This window comes from Streptomyces sp. P13-3-3 (assembly GCF_050571355.1).
Lineage (GTDB): Bacteria > Actinomycetota > Actinomycetes > Streptomycetales > Streptomycetaceae > Streptomyces > Streptomyces althioticus.
In genome coordinates this window covers 111,149-126,111 of sequence record NZ_CP192228.1, presented here as the reverse complement: position 1 = coordinate 126,111, position 14,963 = coordinate 111,149, and the positions used below count along the sequence as shown (strand labels likewise).

Here is a 14,963-nt window from a genome sequence, read left to right as displayed (position 1 = left end):
AGTAGGCTTCGCGCGAGAGCCGGAGCCCCTGAACCCATGGGGACACACCAGCCCGAGGAGCGCCCCGAATGAGCCTGACCCTGAGGACCATCAGTCGCGAGCAGCATCTGGCATACATCCAGAGCCTGCCGTCGGCGAGCCACATGCAGGTCCCGGCCTGGGCAGACGTCAAGGCGGAGTGGCGCTCGGAGAGCCTCGGCTGGTTCGACGACCGCACCGGCGAGATGGTCGGCGCGGGTCTGGTGCTCTACCGGCAGCTGCCCAAGATCAAGCGCTACCTCGCCTACCTGCCCGAGGGTCCGGTCATCAACTGGTTCGCGCCGAACCTCCAGGAGTGGATCGAGCCGATGCTCGCCCACCTGAAGCAGCAGGGCGCCTTCTCCGTGAAGATGGGCCCGCCGGTGATCATCCGCCGCTGGGAGGCTCCCACCATCAAGCGGGGCATCCAGGACCAGGACGTCAAGCGCCTGCGTGACCTGGAGGCCGACTTCATCGAGCCCCGCGCCTTCGAGGTCGCGGACAAGCTGCGCCGCATGGGCTGGCAGCAGGGCGAGGACGGCGGCGCCGGCTTCGGCGACGTCCAGCCGCGCTACGTCTACCAGGTGCCGCTGGCGAACCGCTCGCTCGAAGAGGTCCACAAGAACTTCAACCAGCTGTGGCGCCGCAACATCAAGAAGGCCGAGAAGGCCGGCGTCGAGGTCGTCCAGGGCGGCTACGAGGACCTGGCCGAGTGGCAGCGGCTGTACGAGATCACCGCTGTGCGCGACCACTTCCGGCCGCGCCCGCTGTCGTACTTCCAGCGGATGTGGACGGCCCTCAACACCGAGGACCCCAACCGCATGCGGCTGTACTTCGCGCGGCACAACGGCGTGAACCTGTCCGCGGCGACCATGCTGATCGTCGGCGGGCACGTCTGGTACTCCTACGGCGCCTCCGACAACATCGGCCGTGAGGTCCGCCCCTCGAACGCGATGCAGTGGCGCATGCTGCGCGACGCCTACGCGCTCGGTGCCACCGTCTACGACCTCCGCGGCATCTCCGACTCGCTGGACGAGACCGACCACCTCTTCGGCCTGATCCAGTTCAAGGTCGGCACCGGCGGGCAGGCGGCCGAGTACCTCGGCGAGTGGGACTTCCCTCTCAACAAGCTGCTCCACAAGGCGCTCGACATGTACATGTCCCGCCGCTGATCCGCGCTTCGCCGCGGTATCCGTCTTCGTAGCCTGACGGCTTTCGTCGCCTCCCATACCTTTGTTACACCGCAGCCACGAGAAAGGTTCCAGGTCCGGCCATGGCGCTCACGCTCTACGTCGACACCGCGCGCTGGCGGGCGCATCACAAGCACGTGCAGGAGCAGTTCCCGGGGCTCGTCCCCGTCTGCAAGGGCAACGGCTACGGCTTCGGCCACGAGCGTCTCGCCGAGGAGGCCACACGGCTGGGCACGGACGTCCTGGCCGTCGGCACGACGTACGAGGCCGCGCGGATCAAGGACTGGTTCGGCGGTGACCTGCTGGTGCTGACGCCGTACCGGCGGGGCGAGGAGCCGGTGCCGCTGCCCGACCGGGTCATCCGCTCGGTGTCGTCCGTCGACGGCGTCTACGGCCTGGTCGGCGCCCGCGTCGTCATCGAGGTGATGTCCTCGATGAAGCGGCACGGCATCAGCGAGCAGGACCTGCCCCAGCTGCACGCCGCGATAGAGAACGTCCGGCTGGAGGGCTTCGCCATCCACCTCCCGCTGGACCGCACCGACGGCTCCGACGCCGTCGAGGAGGTCATCGGCTGGATGGACCGGCTGCGGGCGGCCCGTCTGCCGCTGCACACGATGTTCGTCAGCCACCTCAAGGCCGACGAGCTGGCCCGCCTCCAGCAGCAGTTCCCGCAGACCCGTTTCCGCGCCCGGATCGGCACCCGGCTCTGGCTGGGGGACCACGAGGCCACCGAGTACCGCGGCGCGGTCCTGGACGTCACCCGGGTCGCCAAGGGGGACCGGTTCGGCTACCGGCAGCAGAAGGCCGCCTCGGACGGCTACCTGGTGGTCGTGGCGGGCGGAACGTCCCACGGGGTGGGGCTGGAGTCCCCCAAGGCCCTGCACGGCGTCATGCCGCGCGCCAAGGGGGTCGCCCGGGCGGGCCTCGCGACCGTCAACCGGAACCTCTCGCCGTTCGTGTGGGCCGGCAAGCAGCGCTGGTTCGCCGAGCCGCCGCACATGCAGGTGTCCATCCTGTTCGTGCCGTCCGACGCACCGGAGCCCCAGGTCGGCGAGGAGTTGGTGGCCCATCTGCGGCACACCACGACCCAGTTCGACCGGCTCGTCGACCGCTGAGACAATTCCGGGACCCATCGCGAAGGGCCGTGCACGGACGTTCCGTGCACGGCCCTTCGCGTGGTCCGCGGGCGCCTCCCGACCGTTCGCTCAGAGCGAACCGCCCTCGGCCGGCGTTCTGCCCCAGTCGACCTGAGGCGCCTCGAAGTGGGCCGCGTGGCGCGCGGGACGCGCCGCGGGGCCGAGCACGAAGACGTCCTCGGCGCCGTCCAGCACGCCACCCGAGGGGTCGTCGTCGCCGGAGCGGCGCACCGGGTCCCGATCCGGCATCAGGATGTCGCGGACGACCATGACGCACAGGAAGAGCGTCCCCGCCAGGTGCGCGCCGATGGCCCAGTGGTAGCCGTCGGTGGGCAGGCCCTTGTGGGCGTCCCCGCTGGTCGTGTACGCGAGGTACATCCAGATGCCCAGGAAGTACGTCACCTCGCAGGCCTGCCAGATCAGGAAGTCACGCCACTTGGGCCGGGCCAGCGCCGCGAGGGGTACCAGCCACAGCACGTACTGCGGCGAGTAGACCTTGTTGGTGAGGATGAACGCCGCGACGATCAGGAAGGCCAGCTGCGCGAAGCGCGGCCGGCGCGGCGCCGTGAGTGTCAGGGCCGCCACGCCCGCGCAGCACAGCAGCATCAGCAGCGTCGCGAGCGTGTTGACCGTCTCGGTGGCGATCGGGTCGTCCGAGTTCTGCGCCAGGATGAGCCAGAAGGACCCGAAGTCGACGCCGCGTTCCTGGCTGAACGTGTAGAACTTCGACCAGCCGTCGAAGGCGAACAGCATCACCGGCCCGTTCACGACGATCCAGGCGACGGCGGCTCCGCCGAGCGCCGTGCAGTACTGCCTCCACCGGCCCGCGCGCCAGCACAGCACGAGCAGAGGTCCGAGGATCAGTACGGGATAGAGCTTGGCGGCCGTGGCGAGGCCCAGCAGGACGCCGAAGGCGAGGGCGCGGCCCCGCGACCACATCAGCATCGCGGCGGCCGTCAGAGCGACCGCCAGCAGGTCCCAGTTGATGGTGGCGGTCAGCGCGAAGGCAGGGGCGAGAGCGACGAGCAGACCGTCCCAGGGCCGCCGGGCGTGGGTGCGCGTCACGCACACGGCGATGACGGCCGCGCACGCCATGAGCATCCCGGCGTTGACCATCCAGTACCACTGCTCCTGGTGCTGGATGCTGCCGCTGCCCGGGGTGAGCCACGCGGCGACCTCCATGAAGACGCCCGTCAGGACCGGGTACTCCAGGTACTCCATGTCCCCCGGGAGCCGGTCGAAGTACGGCACCAGCCCGTCGGCGAAGCCGCGTCCCTGGTACAGGTGCGGAATGTCCGAGTAGCAGGCGTGCGTGTACTGCGAACTCGCGCCGAAGAACCAGGCGCCGTTGTAACAGGGCGCCTTCTGCACCAGCCCGAGCGCGAACACACTGATCGCCACGAGCGCGATCACCCGCACCGGGGTCCACCAGGATCTGCCGAACAGGGCACGCCGGCCGATCGGTCCCCCGATCAGTTCGCTGCCGGCCGCTGCGACCCGGTCCTCCTCCGTCGGCCGCACCGGGTCCGGCTCGTGGACGCTCGTCGTTTTTCCACTGGGCATGCCGCACATCCTGCCGTACCTGTGCGGTGATACGGCGAGGGCCGCCGTACCCGTCGGGTACGGCGGCCCATGTTTCACGTGAAACGCCCACATCGGGCGGGTGTGACGGCTCAGCCGCCGGAGCCTCCGAACAGGCCGCCGTTGCCGCCGCCCCGGGGACCTCCGGGGTCCTCGCTCTCGGTGGGATCGGGCGACGAACTCGCGCCTCCGTCGGTGCCGCCGTTGTCACCACCGCCGTTTCCGGTCCCGCCGTCGTCCTCTTCCTCGTCCCGGCAACGGAAGTCGAAGGGACCACAGGTCTCGGTCTCCGTGGGCGGGGGCGGGGTGGTCACCGTCTCGGACGGCGTCGGTGACTCGGACGGCGTCGCCTCCTCGGTCTCCGTCTCGGTCGGGGTCGGCGACGGTGCGCCGACCCCGTCGGCGACCTCGCCGATCTTCTCGGCCTTGGGGAAGCCGGGGTCCGACGCACCCTTCAGCGCGACCTTCATGAACTCCGTCCACACCTCGGTGGGGATGTCACCACCGTGGATCGAGTCCTTGCCCGCCGTGCCGTTCATGGAGAGCAGCTTGTGGCTCTTGGGGTCCTCACGGAACATCGTGACCGCGGTCGACAGCTGCTGGGTGTAGCCGACGAACCAGGCGGACTTGTTCTCGTCCGTGGTACCCGTCTTGCCGGCCGCCCGGCGCCCGAGCTCCTTGGCATGCTGCGCCGTACCGTTCTCGATCACGTTCTCGAGCACGTCGGTGACATTGTTCGCCACCTTCTCGGGCATCGCCTGCTTGACCCGCGGCTTCTCGAAGTTGGGCAGCTCCGAGCCCCGGTACTTGACCTCGGTCACCGAGTACGGCTCGGCCTGCTTGCCCGACGCCGCGAACGTCGCGTACGCGTCCGCCATACGGATCGCGCTGGGCGTGGACGTACCGAGCGCGAACGAGGCGTTGAGGTCCGCGAAGCTGTCCTTGAGGATGCCGGACTTCTGTGCGACGTCCGCCACCTTCTTCATCCCCACGTCCATGCCCAGCTGCACGAACGGGGTGTTGACCGACTGCTCCATCGCCTTCCGCAGGCTGATGTAGCCCCACGGCTTGTCGCTCTCGTTCTCCTGGAAGAACGGGGTGTTGTCCTTCTTGAGGACGTAGGAGCCGTCGTTGTTCAGGATCTTCAGGTGGTCGTTGCCGTTGTACTTACTGGCCGGCGAGACGCCCACACCGTTGGTCTTGTACGTGCCGTGCTGCATCGCCGCGGCGAGCACGAAGGGCTTCCACGTCGAACCGACCGGGACACCGGAGGTGTCGGCGTTGTTGACGAAGTGGCCGTTCTCGAACCCGGGGCCGCCGTACAGGGCGACGATGGCGCCGTCCTTGGGCTTCACCGTGGCCGCGCCGAACTGGACGTGCTGGTCCTTCTCGCGCTTCGGGTCGATGTTCTCCTTCTCGACCTTCTTCACGGCCTTGGCCAGCGCCTCGACCTTGTCCTTCTCGAAGGTCGTGTAGATCTGGTAACCGCCCTGGTCGAACTGCGCCTCGGAGATGTCCGAGTTCTTCAGGACGTACCGCTTGGCCGTGTCGACCAGGTAGCTGACCTGGCCGGTCATGCCCTTGGTGGCCTTGCGGCCCTGGGGCATCGGGTACCTCTTGATCGCCTCCTGGTACTCGGCGGTCGAGAGGTGCTCGTCCTTGTGCATCTGCTCGAGGATCCAGGCCCAGCGCTCCTCGGACCGCTTCCGGTTGTCCCGGGCGTTCGCCGAGCTGTCGATGCTCTCGTTGCCGGCCGGGTCGTAGTACGTCGGGCCCTTGAGGAGGGCCGCGAGGAAGGCGCACTCGCTGGGCGTGAGGTCGACCGCGTCCTTGCCGTAGTACGTCTGGGCGGCGGCCTGGATGCCGTAGGCGCCGCGGCCGTAGTAGGAGGTGTTCAGGTAGCCCTGGAGGATCTCGTCCTTGGAGAGCTTGGTGCCCACCTTGATGGAGATGAACATCTCCTTGAACTTCCGGGAGAGCGTCTGCTCCTGGGTCAGGTAGGTGTTCTTCACGAACTGCTGGGTGATCGTCGACCCGCCCTGGGTGTCACCACCGGTCGCCATGTTGCCGAGCGCGCGGGCGATGCCCATGGGGTCGATGCCCGAGTCCTTGTAGAAGCTCTTGTTCTCGGCCGAGATCACCGCCCAGCGCATGGCCTCGGGGATCCGGTCGAAGCTGATGTTCTGCCGGTTCTGGCCGCTGCCGGTGGCGACCATCTGGGTGCCGTCTTCCCAGTAGTAGACGTTGTTCTCGGACCGCGCCGCGGCGTTCTCCTCGCTGGGGACGCTCACCATCGCGTACCCGATCCCGGCCACGGCGACGAGGCCGCCGAAGAAGGCCAGGCACAGGCCGGACACGAGCTTCCAGGACGGCAGCCAGCGTCGCCAGCCGTCCTTGTCGTAGCGCGGATAGTCGATGATCTTCTTCTTGGCCGGAGGGGCCGCGCGCCCACGTCCGCGCCCGGGTCCGGCGGCGCGGCGGGACCCTCCCCGCTGTGCCGCGCGTCGTGCCTCGGCACGGCTGCCGTAGGTGCGGGCCTCACTCCCCGCACCGCGTGTTCCCGACCCATAGGAATCGGACGGAGATCCGGTGGCGCCTCGCGGTGCCGCTCGGCGGCCGGAGGACGAGCCGGACTGGCCGCGTCGGGCCGCGGCACGTCCGCCTCCCTGCGGCTGCGGCGGTTTGCGACGGTGCTCGCTCATCGAACGACTACTCCTCGGGCAGGCGCATCTCTGCGCGCCTGGAAACGGCGGCTGGTTTCCGGTCCCCCCGAAGTACGGATGCGGCGCTCGGCGCATTCATCCGTACTGCACCGGGGACAAGGACGCCCCCAGTCGTCACTCGGTTCCCGGTGGTCTGCATGGCGCACAGACTACGCACCGCCAAAACCCCCCGGGCGCAGAAGTTCACCTCAAATCAGGCAACTTGCTCGCAATGAAACGGTGATGTGATCCCGTTCACTCTCCCCCCTCTTGTCGCTCCCGGAAGGTCGTTCTATCGTCGTGATGTATCGAGTCGATACATCAGCGCGACATAAAGGCGGCCGTGAGCCGCACACGAGCCCATCGGGGCACGACCGGGGCAGAGGGGAGGCGACGATGAGCCGGCGTTCCGGAATCCTCGAGTTCGCCGTACTCGGCCTGCTCCGCGAGGCCCCGATGCACGGGTACGAGCTGCGCAAGCGACTCAATACGTCACTGGGTGTGTTCCGTGCGTTCAGCTACGGGACGCTCTATCCCTGCCTCAAGACGCTGCTCGCCAACGGCTGGTTGATCGAGGAACCGGGGAACACCACCGAGGACGCCCTCGCCGCACCGCTGGCCGGGCGCCGCGCCAAGATCGTCTACCGCCTGACGGCGGAGGGCAAGGAGCACTTCGAACAGCTGCTCGCCCAGACGGGACCGGACGCGTACGAGGACGAGACGTTCGCCGCGCGGTTCGCCTTTTTCGGGCAGACGTCGCGCGACGTCCGTATGCGCGTGCTCGAGGGCCGCCGCAGCCGGCTGGAGGAGCGCCTCGAGAAGATGCGCGCCTCCCTGGCCCGGACCCGGGAGCGCCTCGACGACTACACGCTTGAGCTCCAGCGCCACGGGATGGAGTCCGTGGAGCGCGAAGTGCGCTGGCTGAACGAGCTCATCGAGAGCGAGCGGGCCGGCCGGGACCTCAAGGGGTCCGCCGCCGGGGGGCCCGCTCAGCAGGACACCACATCTGGAGCGACGGGCGACCTGCCCCGGTCCGGGGACGACCCCCGGCCGGATTCGCCCGGCGACACCGCCACGTGAGAGTCCGCGAGGACCTCACTCGTACACACAGGGAGCAACCGGAATGGGTTCGGTTCGCGTAGCCATCGTCGGCGTGGGCAACTGCGCCGCATCGCTGGTGCAGGGAGTCGAGTACTACAAGGACGCCGATGCGGCGGCCAAGGTGCCGGGCCTGATGCACGTCCAGTTCGGCGACTACCACGTCGGTGACGTCGAGTTCGTCGCCGCCTTCGACGTGGACGCCAAGAAGGTCGGCCTCGACCTCGCGGACGCCATCGGCGCCTCCGAGAACAACACCATCAAGATCTGCGACGTTCCCCGCACCGGCGTGACGGTCCAGCGCGGCCACACGCTCGACGGTCTCGGCAAGTACTACCGCGAGACCATCGAGGAGTCCGCCGAGGAGCCGGCCGACGTCGTGCAGGTCCTCAAGGACAAGCAGGTCGACGTCCTCGTCTGCTACCTGCCCGTCGGCTCCGAGGACGCGGCGAAGTTCTACGCCCAGTGCGCCATCGACGCCAAGGTCGCCTTCGTCAACGCCCTCCCCGTCTTCATCGCCGGCACCAAGGAGTGGGCGGACAAGTTCACCGAGGCGGGTGTCCCGATCGTCGGCGACGACATCAAGTCGCAGGTCGGCGCCACCATCACGCACCGCGTCATGGCGAAGCTGTTCGAGGACCGGGGCGTCATCCTGGACCGCACGATGCAGCTGAACGTCGGCGGCAACATGGACTTCAAGAACATGCTCGAGCGCGACCGCCTCGAGTCGAAGAAGATCTCGAAGACGCAGGCCGTCACCTCGCAGATCCCCGACCGGGAGCTCGGCGAGAAGAACGTCCACATCGGCCCGTCCGACTACGTCGCCTGGCTGGACGACCGCAAGTGGGCCTACGTCCGCCTCGAGGGCCGCGCCTTCGGTGACGTCCCGCTGAACCTGGAGTACAAGCTCGAGGTCTGGGACTCCCCGAACTCCGCCGGTGTCATCATCGACGCCCTGCGCGCCGCGAAGATCGCCAAGGACCGGGGCATCGGTGGCCCCATCCTGTCGGCCTCCTCGTACTTCATGAAGTCGCCGCCGGTGCAGTACTTCGACGACGAGGCCCGTGAGAACGTCGGGAAGTTCATCAAGGGCGAGGTCGAGCGCTAAGCGCGACCACCGCGGGCAGTCGGGGGTCTCCGGGTCGTGTGTCCCGGAGACCCCCTTCGTATGTGAGGCTGTGCCCCATGGCCGTCGTCCGTGACCTGCGCGTTCTGCTGCGCTTCCAAGGCTTCCGGCGCCTGCTCGCCGTCCGGTTGCTCTCCCAGGGCGCCGACGGCGTCTTCCAGGTCGCGCTCGCCGCCTATGTCGTCTTCTCGCCCGAGCGGCAGACCTCCGCCGCGGCCATCGCCTCGGCCATGGCCATCCTGCTCCTGCCGTACTCCGCGGTCGGCCCCTTCGCCGGCGTCCTGCTGGACCGCTGGCGCCGCCGCCAGGTGTTCCTCTACGGAAACCTGCTGCGCGCCCTGATGGCGTCGGTGACCGCCCTCCTGATCCTCGTCCGGGTCCCCGACTGGCTCCTGTTCGTGGCCGCGCTGTGCGTCACCGGCGTCAACCGTTTCGTCCTCGCGGGGCTGTCCGCCGCACTGCCCCGCGTGGTGGACGCAGAGCGGCTCGTCATCGCCAACTCCCTGTCCCCGACCGCTGGGACGCTCGCCGCGACCGCGGGCGGCGGGCTGGCCTTCGTGGTCCGGCTGGTCGTCTCGGACTCGGACGCGGCCGTGGTGCTCGTGGGCGCCGCCCTCTACCTGTGCGCGGCCCTGTCGGCCCTGCGTATCGCCAAGGAACTGCTCGGCCCCGAGCGAGCGCTGGTGCATCCCCGGCTGTCCACCGCCCTCTCCGGCACGCTCGCCGACCTCGTGGCGGGCGTACGTCATCTCGCGGCACCCGCGCGCCGGGACGCGGCCTGGGCGCTGACGGCCATGTTCCTCATGCGCTTCTGCTACGGCGGGATGCTCGTCATGCTGCTGATGCTCTGCCGGTACCACCTCACGTCGACCACGGACGAGGGACTCGCGCTGCTCGGACTGGCGTTGGGGGCGTCCGGCGCCGGCTTCTTCGCCGCGGCCGTGCTGACCCCGTGGGCCGCGGGGCGGATGGGCCCCGGCCGGTGGATCGTCACGTGCGCCGCGGCGGCGGCCGTGCTCGAGCCGGCGCTCGGCCTGCCGTTCGCCACCGGCCCGTTGCTGGCGGGGGCGTTCGTCCTCGGCCTGTCCACCCAGGGCGCGAAGATCTCCACGGACACCATCGTCCAGGCCTCCGTGGAGGACGACTTCCGCGGCCGGATCTTCTCGGTCTACGACGTGCTGTTCAACGTGGCGTTCGTCGGAGCGGCGGCCGTGGCCGCCCTGGTGCTCCCGTCTGACGGACGTTCAGTCACGCTGGTGGTAACAATCGCCGTTATCTACGGAGCAGTAGCGGTGGCTATGGCCCGGTTTGAACGCCAGTAAGTGTCACATCAGTGCCACGAAGCGAGAACTGACTACAGAGTTGTCGGTGCGGACCGATAGCTTACGTGGGTCTTATCGACGCGCCTTTCGCGTCAAGCGCCTACGTAACAGGGGGACCCCCAAGTGACCACTCCGCCGCCCCAGGGCAACCCGTTCGCACAGGGCCAGCAGCAGCCCTACGGCCAGCCCCAGGGCCAGGCCCCCTTCCCGCAGCAGGCCGGTCAGCCCGGTTTCCCGCCGCCGGGAGCCCCCGTGCCCCCGCAGCCTCAGGGCCGCAAGATCAGCTTCAAGACGATCAAGAACATCGTGATCGTTCTGATCGTCGCGGGTGTGGCCATCGGCGGGTGGATCGCCAGCCGTGACGACGCCGCCGCGGCCGCCGTGGGCGACTGCATGCACCGTGGCAGCACGGACGACAACGACCCGGACCTCGAGGTCGTCGACTGCGGTGACGCGAAGGCGCAGTACAAGGTGCTGGCCAAGGTCGAGGGCGACTACTCCGGCCTGACCGCCCAGAGCAAGTGCGAGGCCGAGGCCAAGGACTTCGAGTACGTCTACACGGAGACCAACGGCAGCAAGAGCTTCCTGCTCTGCCTCAAGGACAAGTAAGAACGACGTCGGGGGCGGTGTTTCACGTGAAACACCGCCCCCGAACCGTGTGCGGGGTCATGTTTCACGTGAAACATGACCCCGTTCCCGTTGTCAGCCCTGCTGTGCGGCCCACCACTCCTTGAGGGCGTTCAGCGCTTCGTCGTGCTCCATCGGGCCGTTCTCCAGCCGGAGCTCCAGCAGGTGCTTGTACGCCTTACCGACCTCCGGGCCCGGCTTGATACCCAGGATCTCCATGATCTGGTTGCCGTCGAGGTCCGGTCGGATGGAGTCCAGCTCCTCCTTCTCCTGCAGCTGGGCGATCCGCTCCTCCAGACCGTCGTACGCGCGGGAGAGCGCGGCAGCCTTGCGGCGGTTGCGCGTGGTGCAGTCCGAGCGGGTCAGCTTGTGCAGTCGGCTGAGCAGCGGTCCCGCGTCGCGGACGTAGCGGCGGACGGCGGAGTCCGTCCACTCTCCCGTGCCATAGCCGTGGAACCGCAGATGCAGCTCGACCAGCCGGGAGACGTCCTTCACCAGCTCGTTGGAGTACTTCAGCGCGGTCATGCGCTTCTTGGTCATCTTCGCCCCGACCACCTCGTGGTGGTGGAACGAGACACGGCCGTCCTTCTCGAAGCGGCGGGTGCGGGGCTTGCCGATGTCGTGCAGCAGGGCGGCGAGGCGGAGAGTCAGGTCGGGTCCGTCCTCCTCCAGGGCCATCGCCTGCTCCAGCACGATCAGGGTGTGCTCGTAGACGTCCTTGTGCCGGTGGTGCTCGTCACGTTCCAGGTGCAGGGCCGGCAGCTCCGGCAGCACGGAGGAGGCGATCCCGGTGTCCACGAGCAGGGTGAGGCCCTTACGGGGGTGCGGGGAGAGGATCAGCTTGTTCAGCTCGTCCCGGATCCGCTCAGCTGAGACGATCTCGATGCGTCCCGCCATGTCCTTCATCGCCGCGACGACCTCAGGGGCCACCTCGAAGTCGAGCTGGGCGGCGAAGCGCGCGGCCCGCATCATCCGCAGCGGGTCGTCGGAGAAGGACTCCTCGGGCGTCCCCGGCGTGCGCAGCACGCGCGAGGCGAGGTCCTTCAGACCACCGTGAGGGTCGATGAACCTCTTCTCGGGGAGGGCGACAGCCATCGCGTTGACAGTGAAGTCACGACGGACGAGGTCGTCCTCGATGGAGTCGCCGTAGGACACCTCCGGCTTGCGCGACGTGCGGTCGTACGCCTCGGAGCGGTAGGTGGTCACCTCGATCTGGAAACTCCGGTCGGTGTCCCCGACCCGCGCCTCCTTCTGGGCGCCGACCGTTCCGAAGGCGATGCCGACGTCCCAGACGGCGTCCGCCCAGGGCCGCATGATCTTCAGGACGTCCTGCGGGCGGGCGTCGGTCGTGAAGTCCAGGTCGTTGCCGAGGCGGCCGAGCAGCGCGTCCCGCACCGAGCCGCCGACCAGGGCGAGTGAGAACCCCGCCTCCTGGAAACGGCGGGCTAGGTCGTCGGCGACAGGGGCGACCCGCAGCAGTTCACTCACGGCGCGGTCCTGCACCTGGCTCAGGGCACTGGTTGCTTCGTTGGCGTTCGGCACAACAGAAGAGGGTACGTGGCCCGCACGGCCCCGAGCGCCCGGAAAAGACGCCAGGACGGACCTGTGGCGATCATGGACAAGGCGTGCGCAGTTCGATCTTGGGCGCCGGTCCGCGGCACTTCCCCTCCTCGCACCTCGTTACCATGCCTGGACGCACATTCCGACGACCACTGACGACGACAAGGGACGGGCGAGCGCGTGGCCGAGGCGGCAGACTTCCAGGGGACCAGTCCCTCACCTGCCCGCCGCTGGCTGCGGCGCACCGGTGCCGTGCTTGCAGGGACGCCCCTCCTCGCCGGACTCCTCCAGCTGCCCGCGGGATCCCCCGCGGCGGCCGCGACCCCGGCCGCGCCACCGGCCGCCTCCGACAACGGCTCCGTGGCTGTGTCCGTGGACTCCCTCACACCCGGCGCCCCCACCGAGGGCGACACCGTCACCGTCTCCGGGACGGTCACCAACAAGGGCAAGAAGGCCGTCACCGACGCCTCCGTCGGCCTGCGGGTGGGCTCGCTGCTGGACACCCGCTCGAGCATCGACCGGGTCGCCAAGAACTCCGGTGACGTCGACAGCCCCGTCGGGGCGGAGATCGACGACAAATACACCGAGAAGTTCTCCAAGCTCACCCCCGGCGTCTCGCAGCCCTACACGATCTCCGTACCGGCCGACGAGCTGGACCTGGGCCAGGACGGCGTCTACGACCTGTCCGTCACCCTCACCGGCGAGACCTCCGACCAGCCCTGGGAGCAGACGCTCGGCGTCCGCCACACCTTTCTGCCGTGGCAGCCGGACGAGCTGGACACCAAGACGAAGACGGCCTTCATGTGGCCCCTGGTGTCCACCGTCCACATGACGGCGGAGACCGGCTCCGACGAGGAGCAGACCCCCGTCTTCCACGACGACGAGCTCGCCGCGGAGATCTCCCCGGGCGGCCGTCTGGACCGGATGGTGGCCCTCGGCAAGGACCTCGACGTCACCTGGGTGATCGACCCCGACCTGCTCGCCTCCGTCGAGGCGATGACCACCCGCTACGAGATCCCCGGCGAGAACACGGACGACCAGAACGTCGTCGGCGGCCACCAGGAGGTCGCCAAGCGCTGGCTCACCGAGGTGCAGAAGGCGGTGGCGGACAAGGAGGTCGTCGCGCTGCCGTTCGGCGACCCCGACCTCGCCTCCCTCGCCCACCACGGCACGTCGGTCACGGGTTCACTGCGCCACCTCAAGGAGGCGACCGACGTCGCCGCCCGCACCGTCGAGTCGATCCTCCACGTCGCGCCCAGCACGGACTACGCCTGGCCCGTCGAGGGTGCCGTGGACCCCTCGATCATCAAGGTCTCGACCTCGGCCGGCGCCGACAAGGTGATCGTCCGCGGCGACACCTTCGAAGGCGGCCGTGACCTGACCTACACGCCGACCGCGCCCCGCCCCATCGGCGGCGGCACCACGGCCGTGGTGGCGGACGCGCGGCTGTCCACCGTGTTCGACGGCGACATGACCAGGGCCTCCGCCTCCACCCAGGCGGTGCAGCGCTTCCTGGCCCAGAGCCTCACCCTCGCCCTGCAGACGGACCGTCCGCGCAGCGTCGTGGTCGCCCCGCAGCGCACCCCGTCCGCCGCCCAGGCCCAGACGATGGCCGAGGCCATCGGCGCTCTCCAGAACAGCACCTGGTCGCAGTCGCAGGACCTCACGGCGGCCGCGAAGTCCAAGCCTGACCCGGCAGCCGGCACCGAGGTGCCCCCGGCGTCCGCGTACCCGAAGTCGCTGCGCAAGCAGGAGCTCCCGCGCTCGGCCTTCGAGCAGATCGCCAGGACGCAGGACAAGCTCGACCGCTTCAAGGTGGTCCTGTCCGACCAGTCCCGCGTGGTGACGCCCTTCGGCCGCGCCCTGAACCGGGGCATGGCGGCGTCCTGGCGCGGCCGGCCGGCCGAGGCCGCGATCTACCGCAGCGGCGTCGAGACGTACCTGGACACCCTCATCGGCCAGGTCCGGCTGATCGAGAAGTCGGAGACCAAGCTCTCGGGCCGCAGCGCCACGATCCCCGTGACGGTCCAGAACAACCTGGTGCAGGGCGTCGAGCACCTGGTGCTCCGGCTCACCTCCACCAACCCGACCCGTCTGGAGATCGACGGCAACGCCTACGAGGAGCAGCCCGTCACCGTCTCCGGCGGCCACAGCCAGTCGGTGAAGTTCACCACCAACGCCAACGCCAACGGCCGGGCCACCGTGGTCGCCCAGCTGTACACGCAGGACGGACGGCCCTACGGTCAGCCCGTCACGTTCGACGTGAAGGTCACCGAGATCACCGCGACGGTGATGCTGGTCATCGGCGGCGGTGTGCTGCTGCTCGTCCTGGCCGGCTTCCGGATGTACACCCAGCGCAAGCGCGCCGCGGCCCGGCAGGCCGAGGAGCGGGAGCAGGACGACGCGGCGGACGAGGCGGGCGCCGGCACCGACGCCGACAGCGACGGCGCGAAGAACCCCGAAGCGTCCGAGGAGCGTCCTACCGAGGAGTCCGCACCGGACACCCGGGGGGACGCCCCGGAGCAGCCGAGTGACCCGGCCCCGGACACCGCTCCGGAAAGCGCCGACCCGTCCGGCACGGGTGAGAGAGTGGACCGTTGAGA

The 14,963-nt window shown here is 69.1% G+C and carries 10 protein-coding genes; 7 read left to right on the top strand and 3 right to left on the bottom strand.

The features are described 5' to 3' along the window. Window positions 1-68: 68 nt before the first annotated feature. Both femX and ACQZOG_RS00565 read left to right on the top strand, forming a co-directional pair. Complete coding sequence (femX, locus tag ACQZOG_RS00570; protein ID WP_033273267.1) at window positions 69-1,190, top strand: peptidoglycan bridge formation glycyltransferase FemX; 1,122 nt, start codon at window positions 69-71, stop codon at window positions 1,188-1,190. A gap of 101 nt (window positions 1,191-1,291) precedes the next feature. Then, complete coding sequence (locus ACQZOG_RS00565; RefSeq protein WP_033273266.1) at window positions 1,292-2,323, top strand: alanine racemase; 1,032 nt, start codon at window positions 1,292-1,294, stop codon at window positions 2,321-2,323. Window positions 2,324-2,413: 90 nt separating this feature from the next. Here the strand turns inward: ACQZOG_RS00565 and ACQZOG_RS00560 are convergent, their stop codons facing one another. Together ACQZOG_RS00560 and ACQZOG_RS00555 are read right to left on the bottom strand one after the other, a co-directional pair. Beyond that, a complete protein-coding gene (locus ACQZOG_RS00560; protein ID WP_430741188.1) occupies window positions 2,414-3,916 on the bottom strand; it encodes a glycosyltransferase family 87 protein in 1,503 nt (500 codons plus the stop codon). 101 nt (window positions 3,917-4,017) lie between these two features. Continuing rightward, window positions 4,018-6,627, bottom strand: a complete 2,610-nt coding sequence (locus tag ACQZOG_RS00555) for a transglycosylase domain-containing protein (protein WP_391605693.1) — start codon at window positions 6,625-6,627, stop codon at window positions 4,018-4,020. A gap of 396 nt (window positions 6,628-7,023) precedes the next feature. Here ACQZOG_RS00555 and ACQZOG_RS00550 point away from each other — a divergent pair, with 396 nt between their 5' ends. The 4 genes from ACQZOG_RS00550 (at window position 7,024) to ACQZOG_RS00535 (ending at window position 10,782) form a co-directional block, all read left to right on the top strand. Further along, complete coding sequence (locus ACQZOG_RS00550) at window positions 7,024-7,707, top strand: PadR family transcriptional regulator (RefSeq protein WP_033273264.1); 684 nt, start codon at window positions 7,024-7,026, stop codon at window positions 7,705-7,707. A 43-nt stretch (window positions 7,708-7,750) separates the two neighbouring features. After that, window positions 7,751-8,833 carry an inositol-3-phosphate synthase gene (locus ACQZOG_RS00545; RefSeq protein ID WP_033273263.1) on the top strand — a complete coding sequence of 361 codons (1,083 nt, stop codon included), beginning with the start codon at window positions 7,751-7,753 and terminating at the stop codon, window positions 8,831-8,833. A gap of 77 nt (window positions 8,834-8,910) precedes the next feature. Beyond that, on the top strand, window positions 8,911-10,173 hold the full coding sequence (locus ACQZOG_RS00540; RefSeq protein WP_033273262.1) for an MFS transporter: 1,263 nt from the start codon (window positions 8,911-8,913) through the stop codon (window positions 10,171-10,173). A 123-nt stretch (window positions 10,174-10,296) separates the two neighbouring features. Continuing rightward, window positions 10,297-10,782 carry an LppU/SCO3897 family protein gene (locus ACQZOG_RS00535; RefSeq protein ID WP_033273261.1) on the top strand — a complete coding sequence of 162 codons (486 nt, stop codon included), beginning with the start codon at window positions 10,297-10,299 and terminating at the stop codon, window positions 10,780-10,782. 93 nt (window positions 10,783-10,875) lie between these two features. Here ACQZOG_RS00535 and ACQZOG_RS00530 read toward each other — a convergent pair whose 3' ends face one another. Next, the gene (locus ACQZOG_RS00530) at window positions 10,876-12,342 is read right to left on the bottom strand and encodes a CCA tRNA nucleotidyltransferase (RefSeq protein ID WP_359496049.1); all 1,467 of its coding nucleotides are present in this window, start codon (window positions 12,340-12,342) and stop codon (window positions 10,876-10,878) included. Window positions 12,343-12,540: 198 nt separating this feature from the next. Between ACQZOG_RS00530 and ACQZOG_RS00525 the strand changes: the two genes are divergently transcribed. Beyond that, window positions 12,541-14,961 carry a DUF6049 family protein gene (locus ACQZOG_RS00525; protein ID WP_033273259.1) on the top strand — a complete coding sequence of 807 codons (2,421 nt, stop codon included), beginning with the start codon at window positions 12,541-12,543 and terminating at the stop codon, window positions 14,959-14,961. The last annotated feature ends 2 nt before the right edge of the window (window positions 14,962-14,963 follow it).

Excerpts from the sequence above, each read along its gene's own strand:
- ACQZOG_RS00550 (WP_033273264.1), top strand. The coding sequence starts at position 7,024 with ATGAGCCGGCGTTCCGGAATCCTCGAGTTCGCCGTACTCGGCCTGCTC.
- ACQZOG_RS00545 (WP_033273263.1), top strand. The coding sequence starts at position 7,751 with ATGGGTTCGGTTCGCGTAGCCATCGTCGGCGTGGGCAACTGCGCCGCA.
- femX (WP_033273267.1), top strand. The coding sequence starts at position 69 with ATGAGCCTGACCCTGAGGACCATCAGTCGCGAGCAGCATCTGGCATAC.
- ACQZOG_RS00540 (WP_033273262.1), top strand. The coding sequence starts at position 8,911 with ATGGCCGTCGTCCGTGACCTGCGCGTTCTGCTGCGCTTCCAAGGCTTC.
- ACQZOG_RS00565 (WP_033273266.1), top strand. The coding sequence starts at position 1,292 with ATGGCGCTCACGCTCTACGTCGACACCGCGCGCTGGCGGGCGCATCAC.
- ACQZOG_RS00560 (WP_430741188.1), bottom strand. The coding sequence starts at position 3,916 with ATGTGCGGCATGCCCAGTGGAAAAACGACGAGCGTCCACGAGCCGGAC.
- ACQZOG_RS00555 (WP_391605693.1), bottom strand. The coding sequence starts at position 6,627 with ATGAGCGAGCACCGTCGCAAACCGCCGCAGCCGCAGGGAGGCGGACGT.